General features: G+C 53.8%; 20 protein-coding genes. 11 read left to right on the plus strand and 9 right to left on the minus strand.

The features are described 5' to 3' along the window. Positions 1 to 17: 17 nt before the first annotated feature. The 5 genes from OGX84_RS10970 to fruB form a co-directional block, all read right to left on the minus strand. Entirely contained in the window at positions 18 to 953 is a 936-nt protein-coding gene (locus tag OGX84_RS10970; protein WP_112001908.1) for a pseudouridine-5'-phosphate glycosidase, read from the minus strand. Continuing rightward, on the minus strand, positions 941 to 1882 hold the full coding sequence (locus OGX84_RS10975; protein ID WP_012131594.1) for a pseudouridine kinase: 942 nt from the start codon (positions 1880 to 1882) through the stop codon (positions 941 to 943). The genes OGX84_RS10970 and OGX84_RS10975 overlap by 13 nt, the downstream gene beginning before the upstream one ends. 358 nt (positions 1883 to 2240) lie before the next feature. Then, complete coding sequence (fruA, locus tag OGX84_RS10980) at positions 2241 to 3932, minus strand: PTS fructose transporter subunit IIBC (RefSeq protein WP_112001907.1); 1692 nt, start codon at positions 3930 to 3932, stop codon at positions 2241 to 2243. 16 nt (positions 3933 to 3948) lie between these two features. Next, the gene (gene fruK / locus OGX84_RS10985) at positions 3949 to 4887 is read right to left on the minus strand and encodes a 1-phosphofructokinase (protein WP_012131592.1); all 939 of its coding nucleotides are present in this window, start codon (positions 4885 to 4887) and stop codon (positions 3949 to 3951) included. Further along, on the minus strand, positions 4887 to 6017 hold the full coding sequence (gene fruB / locus OGX84_RS10990) for a fused PTS fructose transporter subunit IIA/HPr protein (protein ID WP_286458007.1): 1131 nt from the start codon (positions 6015 to 6017) through the stop codon (positions 4887 to 4889). The genes fruK and fruB overlap by 1 nt, the downstream gene beginning before the upstream one ends. Before the next feature lie 369 nt (positions 6018 to 6386). Here fruB and setB point away from each other — a divergent pair, with 369 nt between their 5' ends. Beyond that, positions 6387 to 7568, plus strand: a complete 1182-nt coding sequence (gene setB, locus OGX84_RS10995) for a sugar efflux transporter SetB (protein ID WP_275165862.1) — start codon at positions 6387 to 6389, stop codon at positions 7566 to 7568. On the opposite strand, the gene OGX84_RS11000 is transcribed toward setB, so the two are convergent. Next, positions 7565 to 7819: a YkgJ family cysteine cluster protein gene (locus OGX84_RS11000; protein ID WP_024130170.1), complete on the minus strand. Its 255-nt coding sequence runs from the start codon at positions 7817 to 7819 to the stop codon at positions 7565 to 7567. The two genes, setB and OGX84_RS11000, sit on opposite strands and share 4 nt — an antisense overlap. Before the next feature lie 171 nt (positions 7820 to 7990). On the opposite strand from OGX84_RS11000, the gene yeiP reads away from it, so the two are divergent. Beyond that, a complete protein-coding gene (gene yeiP, locus OGX84_RS11005) occupies positions 7991 to 8563 on the plus strand; it encodes an elongation factor P-like protein YeiP (protein ID WP_012131588.1) in 573 nt (190 codons plus the stop codon). Between the two features lie 67 nt (positions 8564 to 8630). Here the strand turns inward: yeiP and uxuA are convergent, their stop codons facing one another. Next, a complete protein-coding gene (gene uxuA / locus OGX84_RS11010) occupies positions 8631 to 9821 on the minus strand; it encodes a mannonate dehydratase (RefSeq protein ID WP_012131587.1) in 1191 nt (396 codons plus the stop codon). A gap of 204 nt (positions 9822 to 10025) precedes the next feature. Between uxuA and OGX84_RS11015 the strand changes: the two genes are divergently transcribed. The 9 genes from OGX84_RS11015 (at position 10026) to yejF (ending at position 21709) form a co-directional block, all read left to right on the plus strand. Then, positions 10026 to 11492, plus strand: coding sequence for a mannitol dehydrogenase family protein (locus tag OGX84_RS11015; RefSeq protein WP_112001904.1), 1467 nt, complete (start codon positions 10026 to 10028; stop codon positions 11490 to 11492). 119 nt (positions 11493 to 11611) lie between these two features. Then, positions 11612 to 12598, plus strand: coding sequence for a CobW family GTP-binding protein (locus OGX84_RS11020; protein ID WP_112001903.1), 987 nt, complete (start codon positions 11612 to 11614; stop codon positions 12596 to 12598). Between the two features lie 28 nt (positions 12599 to 12626). Beyond that, complete coding sequence (locus OGX84_RS11025) at positions 12627 to 13346, plus strand: phosphatase PAP2 family protein (RefSeq protein WP_047462461.1); 720 nt, start codon at positions 12627 to 12629, stop codon at positions 13344 to 13346. A gap of 413 nt (positions 13347 to 13759) precedes the next feature. Beyond that, positions 13760 to 14329 (plus strand): bifunctional murein DD-endopeptidase/murein LD-carboxypeptidase, encoded by a 570-nt coding sequence (mepS, locus tag OGX84_RS11030; protein WP_012131581.1) that lies wholly within the window; start codon positions 13760 to 13762, stop codon positions 14327 to 14329. Positions 14330 to 14517: 188 nt separating this feature from the next. After that, positions 14518 to 16074 (plus strand): cyclic di-GMP phosphodiesterase, encoded by a 1557-nt coding sequence (locus tag OGX84_RS11035; protein WP_112001902.1) that lies wholly within the window; start codon positions 14518 to 14520, stop codon positions 16072 to 16074. 109 nt (positions 16075 to 16183) lie between these two features. Further along, positions 16184 to 17998, plus strand: coding sequence for an extracellular solute-binding protein (locus tag OGX84_RS11040; protein ID WP_110494017.1), 1815 nt, complete (start codon positions 16184 to 16186; stop codon positions 17996 to 17998). Next, positions 17999 to 19093, plus strand: a complete 1095-nt coding sequence (locus tag OGX84_RS11045) for a microcin C ABC transporter permease YejB (protein ID WP_012131578.1) — start codon at positions 17999 to 18001, stop codon at positions 19091 to 19093. It abuts the gene before it with no gap. Then, positions 19093 to 20118, plus strand: a complete 1026-nt coding sequence (locus tag OGX84_RS11050; RefSeq protein WP_060815836.1) for an ABC transporter permease — start codon at positions 19093 to 19095, stop codon at positions 20116 to 20118. Before OGX84_RS11045 ends, OGX84_RS11050 begins: the two co-directional genes overlap by 1 nt. 1 nt (position 20119) lies before the next feature. Beyond that, positions 20120 to 21709: a microcin C ABC transporter ATP-binding protein YejF gene (gene yejF / locus OGX84_RS11055; protein ID WP_112001901.1), complete on the plus strand. Its 1590-nt coding sequence runs from the start codon at positions 20120 to 20122 to the stop codon at positions 21707 to 21709. 3 nt (positions 21710 to 21712) lie between these two features. Here yejF and OGX84_RS11060 read toward each other — a convergent pair whose 3' ends face one another. Further along, a complete protein-coding gene (locus OGX84_RS11060; RefSeq protein WP_024130169.1) occupies positions 21713 to 22057 on the minus strand; it encodes a YejG family protein in 345 nt (114 codons plus the stop codon). A 335-nt stretch (positions 22058 to 22392) separates the two neighbouring features. Next, positions 22393 to 23583 (minus strand): Bcr/CflA family multidrug efflux MFS transporter, encoded by a 1191-nt coding sequence (locus OGX84_RS11065; protein ID WP_024130168.1) that lies wholly within the window; start codon positions 23581 to 23583, stop codon positions 22393 to 22395. Positions 23584 to 23611: the final 28 nt, after the last annotated feature.

Here is a 23611-nt window from a genome sequence, read left to right on the forward strand (position 1 = left end):
CTGCCCGTGCGTTTTTATCAGGCGAGGCGTTGATATTCCTTCGCTATTTCACAGGCCAGTACAGCGTTGTTGAACACCAGTTGGATATTGGATTTCAGGCTATCGCCGCCGGTCAGTTCCGCCACGCGCGCCAGCAAGAATGGCGTACTTTCTTTCCCCACGACGCCCTGCTCTTCCGCTTCTTTCACGGCCTGATCGATCGCCGCGTTGATTTTCTCTTCCGCCATCGCAAACTGTTCCGGGATCGGGTTTGCCACAACCAGACCACCGTTCAGGCCGGTTTGCCATTTCACCGCCATTGCGCGGGCGATGTCTTGCGCGCTGTCCAGGCGAATACTGACGTCAAACGGACTGGTACGGCAGAAAAATGCCGGTAATGCCTGGGTCTGATAGCCAATTAACGGCACGCCAAAAGTCTCTAAATATTCGGTGGTTAATCCCAGGTCGAGAATTGATTTCGCCCCCGCACAAACTACCGTGACATTGGTATGCGCCAGCTCCTGCAAGTCAGCAGAAATATCAAACGTATGTTCTGCGCCACGATGTACGCCACCGATACCGCCGGTTGCAAATACTTTAATTCCGGCCAGTGCGGCAATAATCATGGTGGATGCGACCGTCGTTGCGCCATTTTTTCCAGCGGCAACCACAAACGGTAAGTCACGACGACTGACTTTTGTAACGTTATGTCCTTCACGACCTAATAATTCAATTTCTTCTTTATTCAGGCCCACTTTCATTACACCGCCAATAATGGAAATGGTTGCAGGCACGGCACCATGCTTACGAATGGTTTCTTCAACTTCAATTGCCGTTTGCGCATTTTGCGGAAAAGGCATGCCGTGGGAAATAATGGTTGATTCCAGCGCAACAATGGGTTTATTACTCTTTAATGCGTCCTGTACTTCTGGCGAAATTTGTAATAATTCAGAGGAAAGAGTTAATTCAGACATTCTGTGTTCTCCACTAACGATGTAACATTCGCGACAGATAAATCAGGGTTATTGGTATATTCACAGGCAAGCGCCATTGATGAACAACCCTGTGCAAATCGAACCGAATCTATAAAGGGCAAGCCGTCCATCCAGCAGGCGGCGAGTCCCGCCATCATGGCGTCGCCAGCGCCGGTCACATTGACGACGTTGGTTTTAATGGGGAGCGACCAGCCGTTTTCGCCGTTGATATCGCTGTAATAAACGCCGTCGCCACCCATACTGAGCACCAGACGGTTCAGGCCATGTTCATGAAACCATGCCGCAACGCTCCCGACATCTTCCCGCCCGGAGAGGGGAATGCCGCTAAGGGTTTCAGCTTCAAGCCGGTTGGGTTTCAGCGTGTGAATTTTGCCAAGTCGCTCGCGAATTTTGACACACTTCCAGGCAGAAACCGGATCAACAAACACCGGCACATCGCCTGCATTTTCCAGCACCCAGTTCAGTGCCTCTTCGCTGATATTACAATCGGCGACAATCACTTTTGCCCCACGAATAAAATCAGCATGCTGTGATAAAAATTCAGCCGAAATAAAGTCGGTAATGCTCATGTCATTTATGGCGACCAGCATTTCTCCGGTATTGTCGAGCAGGGATAAGTAACTTGACGTATTTTCTCCCGGCACAATCAGACATTTATCAACATGCACACCGGATTGATTCGTTTGCGCCATTAATGACTGCCCATAGAAATCACTCCCGACGGCCGTCAGTAGCCATGAGTTTTTTCCCAGCAGCGCCAGATTATGCGCAATATTGCGCCCCACGCCGCCGGGGGTAAATTTTATTTTTCCCGGGTTGGAGTCCGCATAATTTAAAGAAGCATGCGAATACCCGGCAACATCCATATTGGCTGAGCCAATCGTCACTATGTATTCCGTTTCACGCATAGAACGTCCTCTGGCATTAAGCTGCCATAACAATGAGTTCGTTAAGAATAACCACCGCCACAATCGAGATTATTAGAGCACATGTTCATATTAAAACATGTGTTCATGATATGCGTGTTTTTGATAAAGTAAATCCATCCGAAAGCCCTAAAGCGAATAGATATGAACAGAGTCACAATTTTTTATAGATACAGTTTGCAAGGGAGGAAAAAGTTGCGAGCCAGGACACAAAATGGGGGGGATAAAAAAGGCAGAAAAATGCCGGATGGCGACGCTAATGCGTTTTATCCGGCCTACAGGATCGGTATCCGTAGGCCGGATAAGGCGCTCACGCCGCCATCCGGCACAAGGTTTTACATTATGCCGCTTTCGCGATAACTTCAGCTTCCGGGCGTTTCAGGAACGCATAGGCCAGACCAGCAACCAGCGTACCCGCAACAATCGCCAGCAGATAGCCCAGCACCGGTGTAATCGCGCCAGGAATCAGCAGCACAAACAGACCGCCGTGCGGCGCCATCAGTTTCGCGCCAACCCACATTGAGATTGCGCCTGTCAGCGCACCGCCGACGATACAGCATGGCAGGACACGCATCGGGTCACGCGCCGCAAACGGGATCGCGCCTTCGGTAATGAAGCACAGCCCCAGCACCAGCGCGGCTTTGCCCCCTTCCTGCTGCGCCTTGTCGAACTTACGACGCGCAACCAGAGTTGCCAGCCCAAGAGCCAGCGGAGGAACCATGCCTGCCGCCATAATCGCCGCCATCGGCGCATAAGTCTGGGTACTCAGCAGACCAACACCGAACGCATACGCCGCTTTGTTAACCGGGCCGCCCATATCAGTACACATCATACCGCCGAGGATCGCGCCCAGCAGTACCGCATTTGCCGTCCCCATCGTTTGCAGCCAGTGAGTCAGCCCTTCCAGAATGCCGGCAACCGGTTTACCGATAAGGTAAATCATCGCCAGACCGACAATCAGACTGGAAATCAGTGGAATGATCAGGATCGGTTTCAGCGCTTCCATACTCTGCGGAAGTTTTAGTTTAGTGCTGATAAGTTTCGCGACATAACCGGCCAGGAAGCCCGCGATAATACCGCCGATAAAGCCAGATCCGGTGCTCACTGCCAGCATACCGCCGATAAGACCCGGCGTCAGGCCTGGACGATCCGCGATGGAAAACGCGATATATCCCGCCAGCACTGGCACCATTAGCGCAAAGGCGGAACCGCCGCCGATCTGCATCAGCGCCGCAGCCAGCGTACCTTCTTCTTTAAACGCCTCAATACCAAACGCAAAGGAGAGCGCGATACACAACCCACCCGCAACCACCATTGGCAGCATGTAGGAAACGCCCGTCAGCAGATGGCGATATGCGCCAGCGCTCTCTTTTTTTCCTTCTGTCGCGGCGGCCTGCGCTTTGCCCGTAGGCGCATACGGCGTCGCTTCCGCTACGGCTTTGTCCAGTTCCTGCGCGGTTTTCTTCAGCGCCAGGCCGGTTGATGTACGGTACATCGGTTTTCCGGCAAACTTCGCCAGATCCACTTCGATATCAGCCGCCACGATCACCAGATCCGCTTCCGCAACCTCTTCCGGCGTGATGGCATTGCCTGCGCCCACGGAGCCGCGGGTTTCGACCTTCACCCACCAGCCACGTATTTTCGCTTCGGTTTCAATCGCTTCAGCCGCCATAAAGGTATGCGCGACGCCTGTCGGACACGCCGTCACCGCCACGACGCGTTTCGGGCCGCTGGCCGCTGCCGGGGCGGCAACCGCTGTCGGCGCGCTGTATGGCGTCGCGTGTCCTTTCGCTTCATTGAGGAACAGTTCCGGGTGCGCCACGGCACGGGCAATATCGCCCAGCCAGACTTTTTTACCGTTCAGCGCGCTGTCATTCGGCACAGCGTCAGCCAACACAATGGCTAACTCTGCGTCATTCGGATTGTCGATAATTTCCAGATTTGCTTTATATGCCGCCGCGCCGAGCAGGGTCTTCGCCATGTAAGCGCGAGCCTGGCCGAGATTGGCGTCAATAATCAGCAGCGTTTTCATTATGCCTCTCCTGCTGTCAGTTAAACGGTTTTAAGTCGACGCGCGCCATCATTGCGGCCAACTGAGGACGATCGGTAATGCCCACATTGCTCTGGCTTACCGCAAGCGCGGCAACGGCTGTCGCCAGACGCAACGTATGTTCACTGGATTCACGCATCAGCAGGCCGTAAATCAGACCGCCAACCATAGAATCCCCTGCACCTACGGTACTCACCACATCAACGGACGGTGGCTTCGCGATCCATTCGCCGGATGCGTTCACCCACAGCGCCCCTTCCGCACCGAGAGAGATCACCACATGCGCAATGCCTTGCTCACGCAGGGCGTGCGCCGCGTCGATCACATCTTTCATTTCCGGCAGCTTACGGCCTGCCCAGATTTCTAATTCACGACGGTTCGGTTTCACCAGCCACGGCGCCGCTTTCAGACCCGCCACCAACGCTTCACGACTACTATCAAAGATAATGCATGGGCACTGGCTACGCAGACGCGTCATCCAGTCGGTAAACGCTTCCGGGCTGACGCCTGTCGGCAAGCTGCCGCTGACGCAGACCATATCGAACTGACCCAGCCAGCTCAGCGAATCGTTCACAAAACGTTCCCAGTCAGCCGGAGTCACGTCAAAACCGGAGAAGTTAAAGTCGGTCACTTCACCGTCTTTTTCCGTCAGCTTAACGTTGATGCGGGTGCGCCCCTGCACCACCTGAAAACGGTTGGCAATGCCCAGCTCGCTGAACAACTGCTGGAAACCGTCCTGGTTGTCTTTACCCAGGAAACCGCCAACCGTGACATCAATACCTAAATCTTTCAGAACCCTGGCAACGTTGATGCCTTTACCCGCCGCATGCAGACCCGTGGTTTTCACCAGGTTCACTTCGCCGCGTTCAATCTCCGGGCAGAAACCGACCAGGTCGTATGCCGGATTAAGGGTGATAGTAGCAACACGTCTGCTCATTACGCGCCCTCCCCAAGACCAGCGGCAATGGCGTCGCCAATCGCTTTCAGCGCCTGTTCAGCATCTTCACCCTGCGCCGTAAAGCGCAGGCGATGGCCTTTCTTCACGCCCAACGCCACCACTTTCATCAAACTGCGTCCATTTGCCGGTTTTCCGGTTCCATCAAGGTTTGCCACGGTAATTTCGCTATTAAATTGTTTAATGGTATTCACCAGCATGGTGCCCGGACGGGCGTGTAAGCCATGCTCATTGCGCACGACAAATTCGGCGCTCAGCACGTCGTCAGTCAATGCTTCATCACTGGTCAGCAGCGCCAGCACGGTGGCGGCATCCGCTTTCAGCAAACGGTCAGCTTTATTGTTCAGCAGCAGATCGCCAAGGCGCTTCAGCACGGCGACGGGCTGATCGTCATTCATCGCGACGGTCACCAGCAGCGCAGCCGCTTCGCCCTCTACGTCAAACGCCGTGGCCGCACGGCTCACAGCGATAGCGCTGCGCAGGTTGCCGTCCGCGCTGTCGTTCAGCCAGATGCCCTGGCCGAGATTCATCGGCTGTTCATTGATGGTTCTGGCGACAAACGCGGCATCCACAGCGCCTGCTTCTTTCAGGCGCGCGGCGTTCAGCGCCTGTAGCGTCACCAGGTCGTTGGCCGTCACACCCAGCGTCAGGGTGTCGTTATCCAGCTTCAACTGTTCGCTCTGCTTTTCACCCATCAGCAACGCGCGCAGTTCTTCTGCCGTCGTGGCGGATTTCAGCTGTTCAGCCACAGAGTCATCGCTTAATACGTGCGTCAGCTGACGCAGCAACCCGAGATGCTCATCGGAGCTGGCGGCAATACCAATCGCCACATAGGCCACCTGCCCTTCGCCCCAGGTTACGCCCTGCGGAAACTGGAACACCTGCACGCCGGTTTTCAGCACCTGATCGCGCGTGTCGGTCGTTCCGTGCGGAATGGCGATACCGTTGCCAAGGAAAGTGGATGTCTGTTGCTCACGCGCCAGCATGCCGTCGACGTAGCCGTCTGCGACGTTGCCCGCCTGCACTAACGCAGCGGCAACCTGGCGAATGGCCTCTTCTTTGTTTCCGGCCTGTTCGCCCGGATGAATGTCCTGAACCGATAACTGGAACATAGTTCTCCTCTCCTGCTGAACTTGAAACGATTCAGCTAACATGAGAAAAAAGGCGCTAACCTGACTTGTAACCAAAAACAAAATAGCGCTGAAACGTTTCAAGAAGTCTTGCTCTTTCTGCTTCAGCACGCAAGTAAAGTCGTAAAATTGATGACAGAATTTAGAGATAAAGCACACTTTTCATTCAGGAAGGTAATAAATGCTGAAGTGAATTGCCCGTAAAACGATCTGTTTCAGCACCGTCAGCATCTTCCCTTCATAGACTGAAATGCTATTTTGATTTTTTGTGGCGATTTTGATTTGGGCACCTGTTTATTTCCTGACGAGCGGCGTAAACTCCGCGTCTCTTCACACCACTGATACAGAAACATGCATAACACCCCCGTTGCCGCCACACCAAAAACGTTTGATTTGACGTCTTCGGCATTCCTGCTCGTCGCGTTTCTGACGGGTATCGCCGGTGCGTTACAGACGCCGACGCTCAGTCTTTTTCTGACGGATGAAGTACACGCTCGTCCGGGCATGGTTGGCTTCTTTTTTACCGGCAGCGCCGTTATCGGCATTCTGGTGAGCCAGTTTCTGGCCGGGCGCTCCGACAAAAAAGGCGATCGCAAAAGCCTGATCGTTTTTTGCTGTGTGCTGGGCATGTTGGCCTGCGTGCTGTTTGCCTGGAACCGCAACTATTTTATTTTGCTGTTCGTCGGCGTTTTCCTGAGTAGTTTTGGTTCGACCGCGAACCCGCAAATGTTCGCCCTTGCCCGCGAACATGCCGATCGCACCGGTCGCGAAGCCGTGATGTTCAGCTCAATATTGCGCGCCCAGGTTTCGCTGGCGTGGGTGATCGGGCCGCCGCTGGCCTATGCGCTGGCGATGGGGTTCAGCTTTACCGTGATGTACCTGAGCGCGGCGGCGGCGTTTGTCGTCTGTGGCGTAATGGTCTGGCTGTTTTTACCGTCAATGCGTAAAGATGCGCCGCTTACTGCCGGAACCCTTGAAGCGCCGCGCCGTAATCGCCGCGATACGCTGCTGCTCTTTGTTATTTGCACATTAATGTGGGGAACCAACAGTCTCTATATCATTAATATGCCGCTGTTTATCATTAACGAACTGCATCTGCCGGAAAAACTTGCCGGTGTCATGATGGGGACTGCCGCCGGGCTGGAAATTCCCACCATGTTGATTGCAGGTTATTTTGCTAAACGGCTGGGAAAACGTCTGCTGATGCGGATCGCCATCGTGGCGGGGTTCTGCTTTTACGCGGGTATGCTGCTGGCGCACTCGCCTGTCGTTCTGCTCGGCTTGCAGTTGCTGAACGCAATTTACATCGGCATTCTCGGCGGCATCGGGATGCTCTATTTTCAGGATCTGATGCCCGGCCAGGCGGGTTCAGCAACCACGCTGTATACCAATACCATCCGCGTAGGCTGGATTATCGCCGGATCGCTGGCGGGGATTGCGGCGGAAATCTGGAATTACCACGCCGTATTCTGGTTTGCGCTGGTGATGGCCCTCGCGACGATGGTTTGTCTGGCACGCATTAAAGACGTTTAAGGCGCCGTGAGCGTTTCCAGTTCAATGAGGTAGATCATTGCCTGCGCTCTTGTCTGACCGCACATATCGGCGCTGGGTTGCAGGCCTGCGCAGACCTTTGGACGCAGCGGCGAACCGAAGATCTTACAGCGTTGATGTTCATCAAGCTGGACACACGGCGTGTTTGCGGGTTTACCGTCAGGCATACCCGGAATGGGGCTGGAGATTGAAGGCGCGGTGCAACATGCTCCGCAATCCGGGCGGCATTCCATACAGTATTCTCTATTCGTAAGCCACCGGACTGAAAGTGGGCGAACAGTATACACAAAATCATCCGGGATGCACCGAGGCAGCAAGTGAATGTGAATTCCACTTGCCTGAATCGCCCGGCGCGAGTAGTTTGACGCGATATTTTAGACATTCTCTACAACAGGATTTTTTCGATGCCAAGAGCGAACGAAATTAAAAAAGGTATGGTACTGAACTACAACGGCAAGCTGCTGATTGTAAAAGATATTGATATTCAGTCACCGACCGCCCGCGGTGCCGCGACGCTGTACAAAATGCGTTTTTCCGACGTCCGTACGGGTCTGAAAGTCGAAGAGCGTTTCAAAGGCGACGACATCGTTGATACCGTCACCCTGAGCCGCCGTGGCGTCGATTTCTCTTATATCGACGGCAACGAATATGTGTTCATGGATAAAGAAGACTATACCCCGTATACCTTCACCAAAGATCAGATTGAAGAAGAGCTGCTGTTTATTCCTGAAGGCGGAATGCCGGATATGCAGGTGCTGACCTGGGACGGTCAGTTGCTGGCACTCGAACTGCCGCAGACGGTTGATCTGGAAATCGTGGAAACCGCACCGGGCATTAAAGGCGCGTCAGCCAGCGCCCGCAACAAACCCGCAACGCTGAGCACCGGTCTGGTGATTCAGGTGCCGGAATACCTGAGCGCCGGTGAAAAAATCCGTATTCACATTGAAGAACGTCGCTACATGGGCCGCGCGGACTAAGCGCCCGTCGCCGACGCACCAACAAAAAAGGACAGCCCTGGCTGTCCTTTTTTATGACCAACAGGTGTTACAGCAAATCGCGGAACTGGGTCTTTTTCAGCGCCAGTTCAACGCCACGAATTTCCGCCAGCCCTTTCAGACGACCAATAGCGGAGTAGCCGGGGTTGGTTTTCTTATGCAGATCGTCAAGCATCTGATGACCGTGATCCGGGCGCATTGGGATCGGACGCAGATCGCCTGCCAGCTTACGACGCTGTTCTTCCGTAAGAATTGCGGTAATCACCGCGACCATATCGACATCCCCTTGCAAATGCGCGCCTTCGTGGAAGGTTTTCGGGTTATCTTCACGGCAGGTTGAGCGTAAATGGGTAAAGTGAATGCGGTCGCCAAACGTCTCGATCATTTTCACCAGGTCGTTATCCGCGCGTACGCCGTACGAACCAGTACACATGGTGAACCCGTTGTTAATGCTGTCTACGGTTTCTTTCAGCCACTGCATATCTTCAATGGTAGAAACGATGCGCGGCAGGCCGAGGATGGGGCGCGGCGGATCGTCAGGATGCACCGCCAGGCGCACGCCGACTTCTTCTGCCACCGGCACAATCGCACGCAGGAACACCGCCATATTTTCGCGTAAATCCTCTTTGCTGATACCGTTATATTCCGCCAGACGCGCACGGAACTGATCCAGCGTATAACCCTCTTCAGCGCCAGGCAGCCCGGCGATAATATTCCGGGTCAGTTTTTCGATATCCGCAGCGCTCATGGCGTTGAAATAGTCCAGCGCCTGGCGCTGCTCTTCTTCGCTGTAGTCCGCTTGCGCGCCGTCACGCTTCAGGATGTGCAGTTCGAAAGCCGCAAAGGCAATCTGATCGAAACGCAGCGCTCTGGAACCATCGGGCAACGGATATTCAAGGTCGGTACGCGTCCAGTCGAGAATCGGCATAAAGTTGTAGCACACGGTATCAATACCGCAGGCGGCCAGATTACGGATGCTTTGCTGATAGTTTGCAATCCAGGTCTGGTACTGCCCGGAGCGGGTTTTAATCTCTTCATGCACCGGAATACTTTCGACAACAGACCAGGTCAGCCCTTTCTCAGCCAGAATGGCCTGGCGCTTTTTAATCTCTTCAACCGGCCACACATCACCGTTCGGAATGTGGTGCAATGCCGTCACAACCCCCGTTGCGCCAGCCTGACGCACATCATCAAGCGATACCGGATCGTTAGGCCCGTACCAACGCCAGGTTTGTTCCATTGCTTCACCTCACAAGTTGTTATACCAAATTAGTTTACCTGAGTGATGACTACCATACAGGTATCGCGTAAATGGTCAACGCAGGGCGCATGATTGATTGATCCAGCTCACAATCCCCGGATAAATGCGGCATACCAATTCAATTTGGTGTCATATAACTTTACACTACCATTGTTAATTAATGGTTAATCAGGTGTGTTCTTAATGAAGACTATTGCCTCTGCCCCACTCCCGGAAGGCGTACTGACGCCCCGCTACGATCGACAACAACTACAAACCCGGATTGTGCACTTCGGTTTTGGCGCGTTTCACCGCGCCCATCAGGCATTATTGACCGACAGAGTGCTGAATGCGCAAGGCGGAGACTGGGGGATCTGCGAGATCAGCCTGTTCAGCGGCGATCGCCTGATGAGCCAGCTTCGCGAGCAGAATCACTTGTACACCGTGCTGGAAAAAGGCGCGAACGGCAATCAGGCGATTATCGTCGGCGCGGTCAAGGAGTGTCTGAACGCAAAGCTGGATTCGCTTGCCGCTATTATCGAAAAGTTCTGCGAGCCGCAGGTGGCGATAGTGTCACTCACTATCACCGAAAAAGGATATTGCATCGATCCGACAACCGGTTCGCTCGACGTGTCAAACCCGCGCATTATTCACGATATGCAACACCCCACGGAGCCGCACTCGGCACCGGGGATTCTTGTGGAGGCCCTGCATCGTCGGCGTGAGCGCGGGTTGTCGCCTTTCACGGTTCTCTCCTGCGATAACATCCCGGATAACGGCCATGTGGTTAAAAACGCCGTTCTGGGCATGGCGGAAAAACGCGCGGCGGAGCTGGCGGCGTGGATTCAGCAGCACGTCAGCTTCCCGGGAACGATGGTAGACAGAATCGTGCCTGCCGCCACAGAGGAGTCGCTGGACGAAATTACCCGCGAGCTGGGCGTCGCCGATCCCTGCGCCATCAGTTGTGAACCGTTTATACAGTGGGTCATTGAAGATAACTTTGTGGCAGGCCGCCCGCAGTGGGAAGTCGCTGGCGTGCAGATGGTTGATGACGTGCTGCCCTGGGAGCAAATGAAACTACGCATGCTCAACGGCAGCCATTCGTTCCTTGCATATCTCGGCTATCTGGCCGGGTTCCAGCACATCAGCGATTGTATGCAGGACAGCGCGTTTCGCGAGGCCGCTTACCGCCTGATGATAAATGAACAGGCGCCGACATTGCGCATCACCAACGTCGATTTATCCCGCTATGCCGCCAGCCTGATTGAACGCTTCGCCAATCCGGCGCTGAAGCACCGGACCTGGCAAATCGCGATGGACGGCAGCCAGAAATTACCGCAGCGGATGCTGGAAGGCATTCGCGAACATCTGGCGCGTGGGAGTGACTGGCCGCTGCTGGCGCTGGGCGTCGCAGGCTGGATGCGCTACGTCAGCGGCGTGGACGACGCTGGTGCAACGATTGATATTCGGGACCCGCTCAGTGAAAAAATTCGCCTGCTTGTTGAAAGCAGCAGTGACGCGGAGCGGGTTAGCGCGCTGCTGTCGTTGCAGGAGGTTTTCGGCACGGATCTCGTGAAAAATCCCCTGTTTGTGCAGGCCATTGAGCAAGCCTGGCGGCGCATTGCGCAACATGGCGCGCATCAGGCGGTCATTGATACGTTAAAAAGTTAACAATTTCTGTCTTTCCAGCGGGCGAAAAAATTCTTCGTCCGCTCTGCCCTTCTCTTTTTCGTTTTTTTTCGCCAGGATTAGCACGAGCCGTTACGGCATATCATTATTCTGGAGCAGACGTGACCAAAACCAACCTCATTACCGGCTTTCTCGGCAGTGGAAAAACGACCTCTATTCTTCATCTGTTAGCCAACAAAGATCCTGCGGAAAAATGGGCCGTGCTGGTCAACGAATTTGGCGAAGTGGGCATTGACGGCGCACTGCTTGCGGACAGCGGCGCATTGCTGAAAGAGATCCCCGGTGGTTGCATGTGTTGCGTGAACGGATTACCAATGCAGGTGGGGCTAAATACCCTGCTGCGCCAGGGCAAGCCGGATCGCTTGCTGATCGAACCGACAGGACTTGGCCATCCGAAACAGATCCTCGATTTGTTAACCGCGCCGGTTTACGAGCCGTGGATCGACCTGCGCGCCACGCTGTGCATCCTTGATCCGCGTTTACTGCTGGATGAAAAGAGCGTCGCCAACGAAAACTTCCGCGACCAGCTGGCTGCCGCCGATGTCATCGTCGCGAATAAAACCGATCGCGCTACGCCGGAAAGCGAAAGCGCCCTGCAAACCTGGTGGCAACAGTACGGCGACAATCGTCAACTGGTTCATGCCGACCACGGGCAAATCAACGGACAGCTGCTGGATTTACCGCGCCAGAACCTGGCGGAACTGCCCGCCAGCGCCGCCCACACGCACCAGCATGCCGAAAGAAAAGGGCTCGCCGCGCTTAGCCTGCCGGCGCAACAGCGCTGGCGTCGCAGCCTGAACAGCGGCCAGGGGCATCAGGCCTGCGGCTGGATTTTTGATGCGGATACCGTGTTCGACACCATCGGCCTGCTCGAATGGGCGCGCCTCGCGCCGGTTGGACGAGTGAAAGGCGTTATGCGCATTAAGGAAGGTCTGGTGCGTATTAATCGTCAGGGTGACGATCTTCATATTGAGACCCAAAACGTCGCGCCGCCGGACAGCCGCATCGAACTCATCTCAGACAGTGAAACAGACTGGAACACATTACAGACCGCATTGTTGAAGCTTCGTTTAGCCGAGGACGCGTAAGGTTGCCTCCGTTTTACTGAATGGCGAGATGATAATGAAAACCCGGTATCCCCTCATACTGCTGATTAACGCTGCGGGTCTGGCGTTGTTTTTGTCGTGGTATATTCCAGTCAATCACGGATTCTGGTCTCCTCTCGACGCAAACATTTTCCACTTCTTTAACCAGAAGCTGGTTGAAAGCCGCGCATTTCTCTGGCTGGTGGCGATCACCAATAACCGGGCGTTTGATGGTTGCGCGCTGCTGGCGATGGGCTGCCTGATGCTGAGTTTCTGGTTAAAAGAGACCCCGGCGGGCCGTCGGCGTATTATCATCATCGGCCTGGTGATGCTTTTATCTGCGGTTGTGGTGAATCAGTTAGGCCAAGCGTTTATTCCGGTCAAACGCGCCAGCCCTACGCTGACGCTTGAAAATATTCACCGCGTCAGCGATCTCCTGCATATTCCAACCAAAGATGCGTCAAAAGACAGTTTCCCTGGCGATCACGGAATGATGCTGCTTATTTTTTCCGCATTTATGCTGCGTTATTTCGGAAAAGTCGCAGGTTTCATCGCCCTTATTATATTTGTGGTTTTTGCTTTTCCGCGCGTAATGATCGGCGCCCACTGGTTCACGGATATTGCGGTCGGTTCGCTGACAACGGTGCTGATTGGATTGCCCTGGCTGTTAATGACGTCGTTCAGCGATCGCGTGATACGGTTTTTCGATAATTATCTGCCCGGTAAAAACAAACAAAATTTAAACAAATAAATCACATCAATTAACATCGTCATCAGAGAGCGTTCTCACTCCTGATGGCGATCGTCGATTATTTCCCGCCCCGCCGTCATCTTCCTGTCATCTTCTTCCCGTTGAAAATGAACGCATTGCCTGTTATTCGCCTCATTTGCGTTTAATTTAGCCAATGCCACTAATTCACTTTCAGTATCATAATTTCTTATAAAAAATCCCGCCAAACTGCTCGCAATGGCAGCAACGATCGGGTAATCTTGAACTCGTTTTGCCTCGCTGGATAATTATTCTCTTTGCGAATAAATTTGTGCGTTCCGCCACAGATTTGACCTTAAAGAATTGTCTCATTGTGCGCAGGTAATTAGTCTCGTCACGTTTGGCATTTTTATAACGATATTTGTCGTTAAGGACTTCAAGGGAAAACAAACAACATGGTCAGGTCTCAACCGATTTTGAGATATATCCTGCGGGGAATTCCCGCGATTGCAGTGGCGGTTCTGCTTTCTGCATGTAGCACTACAAATACCGCAAAGAACGTGCATTCTGAGACGCATGCTGTGGGCAATGGAGATAACTCTTCACTGCAAGCCTCTCAGGATGAATTTGAAAATATGGTGCGTAACCTCGATGTTAAATCGCGGATTATGGATCAGTATGCTGACTGGAAAGGCGTGCGTTACCGCCTTGGCGGCAGCACCAAAAAAGGTGTCGATTGTTCCAGCTTTGTACAGCGTACATTCCGTGAACAATTTGGTTTAGAACTGCCTCGCTCAACCTATGAGCAGCAGGAAATGGGCAAATCCGTTTCGCGCAATAACCTGCGCACGGGCGATCTGGTTCTGTTCCGCGCCGGTTCGACGGGCCGTCATGTAGGCATCTACATCGGCAACAACCAGTTTGTTCATGCGTCTACCAGTAGCGGCGTTATTATTTCCAGCATGAACGAGCCTTACTGGAAAAAACGTTACAACGAAGGGCGCCGGGTTCTGAGCCGCAGTTAATTTTTCGTCTGACCGCTATCCCTTGGCAATCCTGACGAGACACATAAAAAGCACTGCTTCGGCGGTGCTTTTTTTGCGTTCTATCGCATCCCTGTAGAAAAGTATGACGATGCAGTTTAATCCAGGTTATAGTCTTTTAAATCAAGCATTTTAATCGCATTCGGTTACCTCAGGTAGAACCAGTAACTATGTTCACACGCGCCTCCTCGTCCTCGCGAAAAATCCTGCTCACCTGCGTTCTCACAGGGGTCATCGTCGCGTTACTTATCAGTAGCCTGCAATTTTTAATGTCATGGCATAAACGCGAAGTCAAGTACGACACGCTGATATCCGACGTACAACATTATCTGGTGAGCTACTTCGCCGACCTTAAAGCCACGACGGATGTGTTACAGCCCCTGACGCTTAATGACTGCCAGCAAGTCTCTTCCGAGCTGACCTCCCGCGCCGCTTTTAGCCTGAATGTGCGCGCCTTTTTGCTCGTCAAAGACAAAATCGCCTTCTGCTCGTCGGCAACCGGATCGATGGACACGCCGCTTACCGACCTGGTATCCAATATCGACATCCGCAAAGAGATTGATATGGCGATACTTCCCGGCACGCCGATGATGCCGGATAAACCGGCGATGGCGATTTGGTATCGCAACCCGTTATTAAAAGAGAGCGGCGTATTTACCTCGCTGAATATCAACCTGACGCCCTACCTTATTTACACCGCCCGACAGGAAGATTTTGATGGCATCGCATTAATTATTGGCGATACCGTGCTCTCGACGTTTTCTTCGCATTTAATGACCGTGAAAGAGCTGTCGGGTACGCCTTCGCGCCAGGCGACAATAAAAGGGCTGCCGCTGAAGATACAGCTATACGCCGACAGCTGGACCTATAACGACGTGGGCTATGCCCTGCTGCTGGGCAGTATGAGCGGTATCATCGCCGCCCTGCTCTGCTACTACATCAGCTCTATCCGCCTGAAGCCGGGACGAGAGATCCTGGTGGCTATCAAGCGCGAACAATTTTATGTGGTCTATCAACCGGTCGTTGATACCCAAACGCTCAGGGTCACGGGTCTGGAAGTGCTGTTACGCTGGCGTCACCCTACGGCAGGCGAAATCCCGCCTGACGCGTTTATTCATTACGCAGAAGCCCAGCAGCTTATTGTGCCGCTCACCCAGCATCTGTTTAAACTCGTGGCGCGCGACGCCCCCGCGTTGCAGAAGGTACTGCCTGTCGGGGCAAAGTTTGGCATCAATATCGCGCCTGACCACCTGCACAGCAACAGCTTTAAAGAGGACATCCGTCTCCTGGCGGAATCCTTACCGCCGCATCATTTTCAGATCGTACTGGAAATTACCGAACGCGATATGCTCAATCAACATGAAGCGGCTAAATTATTTGAGTGGCTGCACTGTGCTGGATTCGAAATCGCAATTGATGATTTTGGCACCGGCCATAGCGCCCTCATCTATCTGGAACGCTTTACGCTGGACTACCTGAAAATCGACCGGGGCTTTATTAATGCGATTGGTACGGAAACCGTGACCTCTCCAGTTCTGGATGCGGTTTTGATGCTCTCTAAGCGCCTGCATATGCTGACCGTTGCGGAAGGAGTGGAAACCCCGGAGCAGGCCCGATGGCTACGCGATCATGGCGTCAACTTCCTCCAGGGGTACTGGATTAGCCGCCCTTTAGCGCTTGAGGACTTCGTTCACTGGATGAATACCCGGCCCGCGCCGAAATGGTGACGGCACTCTTCTGCCCGAATGGATTCACAACAGAGGCTGCGTCACTTATTATTCAGGATTGACGCTTGCCTGACGGTGGCAGGTGATAAGAAAAGGAAACCATTTTCCGATGATTGCTCGCGTAATGCTTCTGTTTGTCGCCCTGGCCAGCTTTGGCGTACAGGCTCAGGCCATCAAAGAAAGTTACGCCTTTTCCGTGCTTGGCGAACCCAAATACGCCTTCAATTTTAATCATTTCGATTATGTCAATCCGGCGGCGCCAAAAGGGGGGCGGATAACGCTTTCCGCGACCGGGACATTCGATAATTTCAACCGCTATTCCATGCGCGGTAATCCTGGCGCACGTACCGAGCAGCTTTACGACACGCTTTTTACCACCTCTGACGATGAACCCGGCAGCTACTACCCGCTCATTGCCGACAACGCGCGATATGCGGAGGATTACTCCTGGGTGGAAGTGACCATCAACCCACGCGCCCGTTTTCATGATGGTTCGCCCATCACTGCCCGCGACGTCGCCTTCACCTTCCATAAATTTATGACCGAGGGCGTGCCGCAATTTCGTCTGGTGTACAAAGGCACGACCGTCAAAGCCATCGCTCCGCTTACCGTCCGCATTGAATTAGCCAAACCCGGTAAAGAGGATATGCTCAGCCTGTTTTCTTTACCGGTCATGCCGGAAAAATTCTGGAAGGATCATAAGCTCAGCGACCCGCTCTCTAAGCCTCCTCTTGCCAGCGGCCCGTACCGCATAACCCAGTGGAAAATGGGCCAGTACATTGTCTATTCCCGGGTAAAAAACTATTGGGCTGCTAACCTGCCGGTAAACCGGGGGCGCTGGAACTTTGATACCATCCGCTACGACTACTACCTTGATGACAACGTTGCGTTTGAAGCCTTTAAGGCCGGGGCGTTTGACCTGCGTCTGGAGAATGACGCGAAAAACTGGGCGACGCGCTACACCGGTAAAAACTTCGATAACCATTACATCGTTAAAGACGAACAGAAAAATGAATCCGCACAGGATACGCGCTGGCTGGCCTTTAATATTCAGCGTCCGGTATTTAACGATCGTCGCGTGCGTGAAGCGATAACCCTGGCATTTGATTTCGAATGGATGAACAAAGCATTGTTTTATAATGCCTGGAGCCGGGCAAACAGCTATTTCCAGAATACCGAGTATGCCGCCAGAAACTACCCCAGTGCAGACGAACTGGTCTTACTCGCGCCCATGAAAAAGGATCTGCCGCCGGAGGTCTTTACCCGGATTTATCAGCCGCCAGTCTCAAACGGCGATGGCTACGATCGGGAAAACCTGCTGAAAGCCGATAAATTACTCACAGAGGCGGGATGGGTACTGAAAGGCCAGCGACGCGTTAACAGCGCGACCGGCAAAACGCTGAGCTTTGAACTGCTGCTTCCGGCAGGCGGCAACAGCCAGTGGGTTCTTCCCTTCCAGCATAATTTGCAGCGTCTTGGCATCACGATGAACATCCGCCAGGTTGATAACTCGCAAATCACCAACCGTATGCGCAGTCGCGACTACGACATGATGCCGCGACTGTGGCGCGCCATGCCGTGGCCCAGCTCCGATCTACAAATATCCTGGGCGTCTGAATACATTGACTCCAGCTACAACGCGCCAGGCGTGCAAAGCCCGGTCATTGATAAACTGATTGCCCAAATCATTGCCGCCCAAGGCGATAAAACAAAGCTGGTTCCCCTCGGGCGGGCGCTGGATCGGGTATTGACCTGGAATTACTACATGCTGCCAATGTGGTATATGGCGGAAGACAGGCTCGCCTGGTGGGATAAATTTTCCCATCCGGCCATTCGGCCGATCTACACCATTGGACTGGATACCTGGTGGTATGACGTCAACAAAGCGGCAAAACTTCCCGCCGCCAGACGACAGGGAGAATAAATGGGCGCCTACCTGATTCGACGTCTGTTACTGGTGATCCCGACGCTGTGGGCCATCATTACAATCAACTTTTTTATTGTCCAGATCGCACCGGGCGGCCCGGTTGACCAGGCGATCGCGGCCATTGAATTCGGCCAGTCTGGCGCCCTGCCCGGCGCCGGTAGCGAAGGCGTTCGCGCCAGCCACGCCCAGACCGGCGTAGGGAATATTAGCGACAGCCACTATCGCGGCGGACGTGGGTTAGATCCCGAGGTGATCGCGGAGATCACGCATCGCTACGGCTTTGATAAGCCTGTTCATGAGCGCTACTTTAAAATGCTCTGGGACTATGTTCGTTTCGATTTCGGCGACAGCCTGTTTCGCAGCGCATCCGTACTGACGTTAATCAAAGACAGTCTGCCCGTGTCCATTACGCTCGGATTGTGGAGTACGCTCATCATTTATCTGGTGTCGATCCCGTTGGGCATCCGCAAAGCGGTATATAACGGCAGCCGTTTCGACATCTGGAGCAGCGCTTTTATCATCGTTGGCTACGCTATCCCCGCCTTCCTGTTCGCCATCTTATTGATCGTTTTCTTTGCTGGCGGTAGCTATTACGACCTCTTCCCGCTGCGCGGCCTGGTATCCGCCAATTTTGATTCCCTGCCCTGGTATCAGAAAATTACCGACTACCTCTGGCATATCACGTTACCGGTACTGGCGACGGTGATCGGCGGGTTCGCCGCGCTGACCATGTTGACCAAAAACTCTTTTCTGGATGAAGTCCGCAAACAGTACGTTGTCACCGCGCGTGCAAAAGGGGTGAGCGAAAAAAACATTCTGTGGAAGCACGTTTTCCGCAACGCCATGCTGCTGGTAATCGCCGGTTTTCCCGCCACCTTTATCAGCATGTTTTTCACCGGTTCGCTGCTCATTGAAGTGATGTTTTCCTTAAACGGGCTGGGGTTGCTGGGCTACGAAGCGACCGTGTCACGCGACTACCCGGTAATGTTTGGCACGTTATACATTTTCACCCTGATCGGCTTGCTGCTGAATATCCTGAGCGATATCAGCTATACGCTGGTTGATCCACGCATTGATTTTGAGGGACGCTGATGCCGCGATTAAGCCCTGCAAACCAGGCCCGCTGGGCGCGTTTTCGTCATAATCGCCGGGGGTACTGGTCACTGTGGATTTTCCTGGTGCTGTTTGGCCTGAGTCTGTGCGCCGAACTGGTCGCCAACGATAAACCGCTGCTGGTGCGCTATGAGGGAAGCTGGTACTTTCCGCTGGTCAAAAACTACAGCGAAAGCGATTTCGGCGGGCCGTTCGCAACGCAGGCGGATTATCAGGACCCCTGGCTGCAAAAGCAGCTTGAAAACCACGGATGGGTGCTGTGGGCGCCCGTGCGTTTTGGCGCCACCAGCATCAACTTTGCCACTGATAAACCCTTCCCCTCTCCGCCGTCCGCACAAAACTGGCTGGGAACCGACGCGAATGGCGGCGACGTGTTGGCGCGCATCCTCTACGGCACGCGAATCTCTATCCTGTTTGGTTTGATGCTTACCCTCTGTTCCAGCGTAATGGGCGTGCTGGCGGGCGCGTTGCAGGGGTATTACGGCGGAAAAATCGACCTGTGGGGGCAACGGTTCATCGAAGTGTGGTCAGGAATGCCGACGCTGTTTCTGATTATTCTGCTCTCAAGCGTGGTGCAACCCAATTTCTGGTGGCTGCTGGCCATTACCGTCCTGTTTGGCTGGATGAGCCTGGTCGGGGTGGTTCGCGCGGAATTCCTGCGCACGCGCAATTTCGACTACATCCGCGCCGCGCAGGCGCTGGGCGTCAGCGATCGCAGCATTATCCTGCGTCACATGCTGCCCAACGCGATGGTCGCCACGCTGACCTTTTTACCGTTCATTTTGTGCAGCTCGATTACCACATTGACGTCACTGGATTTTCTCGGATTTGGCCTGCCGCTCGGCTCCCCTTCCCTCGGCGAATTACTCCTGCAAGGTAAAAATAATTTGCAGGCGCCGTGGCTTGGGATCACCGCGTTCCTGTCCGTCGCGGTGTTATTGTCGCTGCTGATTTTTATTGGCGAAGCAGTACGCGACGCGTTTGATCCCAACAAGGCGGTATAAGATGACGCATCCTCTGTTAACTATTGAGAATTTATCGGTAGGTTTTCGCCATCAGGAGAACGTGCGCACGGTTGTTAACGACATCTCTCTACAGGTTGACGCAGGCGAAACGCTGGCGCTGGTGGGCGAATCCGGCTCCGGTAAAAGCGTCACCGCGCTGTCGATTCTGCGGTTGCTGCCCTCTCCGCCTGCGGTGTATCTCGCGGGCGATATCCGTTTTCATGGCGAGTCATTGCTCCACGCCAGCGAGCAGACGCTGCGCGGCGTGCGGGGCAATAAAATCGCCATGATTTTTCAGGAACCGATGGTATCGCTAAACCCGTTGCATACGCTGGAAAAACAGCTCTACGAAGTGCTGTCCCTGCACCGGGGAATGCGCCGTGAGGCCGCCAGGGCCGAAATCCTGAGCTGCCTGGATCGCGTAGGGATTCGTCAGGCCGCGAAACGGCTGAGCGATTATCCCCATCAGCTCTCAGGCGGCGAACGCCAGCGCGTGATGATCGCAATGGCGTTGCTCACGCATCCTGAACTGTTAATCGCCGATGAACCCACGACCGCTCTGGATGTCTCCGTACAGGCGCAAATCCTGCAACTGCTGCGTGAACTGCAACGCGAACTGAATATGGGTATGCTGTTTATCACCCATAATCTCAGCATTGTGAAAAAACTGGCGGACGCCGTGGCGGTGATGCAAAACGGACGATGCGTGGAGCAAAACCGTGCGTTGCCGTTGCTTAGCGCGCCTGAGCATCCCTATACGCAGAAGTTGCTGAACAGCGAACCCACCGGCTCCCCGGTTCCATTGCCCGGTGAGTCGTCGCCGCTACTGGAAGTGAGCCAGCTTCGCGTCGCATTCCCGATTCGAAAAGGGGTTCTGAAACGCGTGGTGGATCATAACGTCGTGGTTAACGAGGTGAGTTTCGCGCTTCGACCCGGTGAAACGCTGGGGCTGGTCGGTGAATCCGGGTCAGGAAAAAGCACTACCGGTCTGGCCTTACTGCGGTTGATTCGCTCGCAGGGCAGCATCACTTTTGACGGCCAGCCGTTGCAAAATTTAACCCGCCGTCAGTTGCTGCCGGTTCGTCACCGTATTCAGGTGGTATTTCAGGACCCGAACTCATCGCTGAACCCCCGCCTCAACGTACTGCAAATTATTGAAGAAGGCTTACGCGTTCATCAACCGGCCCTTTCCGCCGGGCAGCGCGAAGAACAGGTTATCGCCGTCATGAAGGAAGTGGGTCTGGATGCTGAGACGCGCCATCGTTACCCGGCGGAATTTTCCGGTGGCCAGCGCCAGCGTATCGCTATCGCCAGAGCGCTAATACTGAAACCGTCGCTGATTATTCTGGATGAACCGACATCATCGCTGGACAGAACGGTTCAGGCACAAATCCTGGCGCTGTTGAAATCTTTACAACAAAAGCATCGCCTGGCTTACATTTTCATCAGCCACGATCTGCATGTTGTGCGCGCATTATGCCATCAGGTCATTGTACTGCGACAAGGAGAAGTGGTGGAACAGGGGCAATGTGAGCGTGTCTTTACCGCACCGCAACAGGAGTATACGCGTCAGTTGCTCGCGCTAAGCTGACGCTCAAAAAGGATTGTTGTTCGAAAAGGGTTCCGCTATCGCTACGCCGAAATTTTTCAGGCGGCAGGTCGCGGCAAATTCGTCCTGACGATTAACAAACAGGCACGGCTCGCCTTCGCACTCCAGAACGGAGCAAGGCACTTCGATGTCGCTAAGCGCCTGGCTAAGTGTATGCATCACCGGCCATGCGCTGTCACCATCGGGGCTCAGGAGTTTGAGCGCCACCAGACTGTTTTCTGTGTTCTGCCCGTTTTGCGGAATCGGTTCAACTTTTGAACCTGCAAAACCCGTTGACCACCGATAGTTCTGCGGTAAACGATGAATGATTGAGAGTTGTAATGTAGTCACTTTCTTTCCCCGGAAGCACATTCACTTCACAATTTATTTACATCCATATTAACACATCATTGACAACCCGTCCTTAAACAGATCGAAAACGCTTACATCCCTGGTCTGAGCGGCCTGTACAGCCCGTTATTAAAATATTTTTTGCCAGTGCCGGACGTATTTGCGGGCTATATGTACCCGTTTCTGCGATCTAACTCAACCTTTTTAACTACAATGATGTGACTTTTTACATAAATTGATTTTACATAAAATAAACATAAATGGAAAAAATGATGGATTTGACGTTGATGTACGTCAACAAAGGAAGCCTTCCAGCTTCCATGTTGTGTATTAGATCACCGTTTTTTCGGGCGGCTGGCGTAGAGATAGAAGAGAATGGAGCAGGTTGCGCAGAAAGCAATCGACCAAATCATCGGCCAGGCGGAGGTAAAGGTTGCCAGCGACAGCAGCGCCCCGACAATCGCGCCAATGCCAAACCGGAACGTACCGGCCAGCGACGAGGCGGTGCCCGCCATATGCGGAAATTCATCCAGAATAACGGCCATCGCGTTTGAAGAGACCATAGAAACGCATCCGACAAACGCCGCGACGCCAACCACCAGCGCCCAAAAGCCCACGCCAAACAGCGCGCTGAATACCATCCAGGCCGCCATCACAAACTGAATCCATAACCCGGTACGGAACATATTCAACGCCCCAACCCGGCGCACGAAGCGGCTGTTGATAATGGTCATCACAAACAAGAACACAATGTTCAGCGCAAAGTAATAGCCAAAATGCTGCGGCGACACATGGTTAATCTCGATGTACACAAACGGGCCGGCGCTGAGGAACGAGAACATTCCCGCAAAGCTAAATCCGCTGGCCAGCATATAGCTCAGTACGCGTTTGTGTCGGAACAGCGAGGCAAAGTTCCCTATCGTGGTACGAATATGGAACGGCTGACGGCGTTCAACGGGAAGTGTCTCGTTAATCAACAAGAAGATCATCACCGATGCCAGAATCGCCGCCACCGCCAGAATCCAGAAGATGTAATGCCAGCTCAACCACACCAGAACCCACCCACCAATAATCGGCGCCATCAGCGGCGCGATTGTCGTCACCAGCATGACGAATGACATCATGCGGGAGAACTCTTCTTTCGGGTAGATATCGCGCATCAGGGCATTGATCACCACGCTCGCCGCAGCGGCGGCAAGACCGTGGAAGAAACGCATGATGATCAACTGGTCGATAGTCTGCGCCAGCGCGCATGCCACCGCCGCCGCCGCAAACACCAGCGTCCCGCCGAGGATCACCGGCTTGCGCCCGAGACTATCCGCCATTGGGCCGTAAATAAGCTGCCCCACGGCGAACCCCAGAATATAGGTACTGAGGGTCATCTGCGCGCTGCCCGCCGGTACGCCAAACTGGGCAGAAATCACCGGCAGCGCCGGAAGATACATATCAATCGACAGCGGCATCAGCATGGCTAACAGGCCAAGGATAAAAACAATGGCAAAGGATGAGTGCTGCCGGGTGGTCACAAATGAACTCCTGAATTTAGCGGGACGT

This window comes from Citrobacter sp. CK202 (assembly GCF_030333225.1).
GTDB lineage: Bacteria > Pseudomonadota > Gammaproteobacteria > Enterobacterales > Enterobacteriaceae > Citrobacter_B > Citrobacter_B koseri.

Excerpts from the sequence above, each read along its gene's own strand:
- uxuA (WP_012131587.1), bottom strand. The coding sequence starts at position 9,821 with ATGGAACAAACCTGGCGTTGGTACGGGCCTAACGATCCGGTATCGCTT.
- yejF (WP_112001901.1), top strand. The coding sequence starts at position 20,120 with ATGACGCATCCTCTGTTAACTATTGAGAATTTATCGGTAGGTTTTCGC.
- OGX84_RS10975 (WP_012131594.1), bottom strand. The coding sequence starts at position 1,882 with ATGCGTGAAACGGAATACATAGTGACGATTGGCTCAGCCAATATGGAT.
- OGX84_RS11040 (WP_110494017.1), top strand. The coding sequence starts at position 16,184 with ATGATTGCTCGCGTAATGCTTCTGTTTGTCGCCCTGGCCAGCTTTGGC.
- OGX84_RS11035 (WP_112001902.1), top strand. The coding sequence starts at position 14,518 with ATGTTCACACGCGCCTCCTCGTCCTCGCGAAAAATCCTGCTCACCTGC.
- fruK (WP_012131592.1), bottom strand. The coding sequence starts at position 4,887 with ATGAGCAGACGTGTTGCTACTATCACCCTTAATCCGGCATACGACCTG.
- OGX84_RS11015 (WP_112001904.1), top strand. The coding sequence starts at position 10,026 with ATGAAGACTATTGCCTCTGCCCCACTCCCGGAAGGCGTACTGACGCCC.
- OGX84_RS11050 (WP_060815836.1), top strand. The coding sequence starts at position 19,093 with ATGCCGCGATTAAGCCCTGCAAACCAGGCCCGCTGGGCGCGTTTTCGT.
- OGX84_RS11025 (WP_047462461.1), top strand. The coding sequence starts at position 12,627 with ATGATAATGAAAACCCGGTATCCCCTCATACTGCTGATTAACGCTGCG.
- yeiP (WP_012131588.1), top strand. The coding sequence starts at position 7,991 with ATGCCAAGAGCGAACGAAATTAAAAAAGGTATGGTACTGAACTACAAC.
- setB (WP_275165862.1), top strand. The coding sequence starts at position 6,387 with ATGCATAACACCCCCGTTGCCGCCACACCAAAAACGTTTGATTTGACG.
- OGX84_RS11045 (WP_012131578.1), top strand. The coding sequence starts at position 17,999 with ATGGGCGCCTACCTGATTCGACGTCTGTTACTGGTGATCCCGACGCTG.
- fruA (WP_112001907.1), bottom strand. The coding sequence starts at position 3,932 with ATGAAAACGCTGCTGATTATTGACGCCAATCTCGGCCAGGCTCGCGCT.
- mepS (WP_012131581.1), top strand. The coding sequence starts at position 13,760 with ATGGTCAGGTCTCAACCGATTTTGAGATATATCCTGCGGGGAATTCCC.
- OGX84_RS11000 (WP_024130170.1), bottom strand. The coding sequence starts at position 7,819 with ATGGAATGCCGCCCGGATTGCGGAGCATGTTGCACCGCGCCTTCAATC.
- OGX84_RS10970 (WP_112001908.1), bottom strand. The coding sequence starts at position 953 with ATGTCTGAATTAACTCTTTCCTCTGAATTATTACAAATTTCGCCAGAA.
- fruB (WP_286458007.1), bottom strand. The coding sequence starts at position 6,017 with ATGTTCCAGTTATCGGTTCAGGACATTCATCCGGGCGAACAGGCCGGA.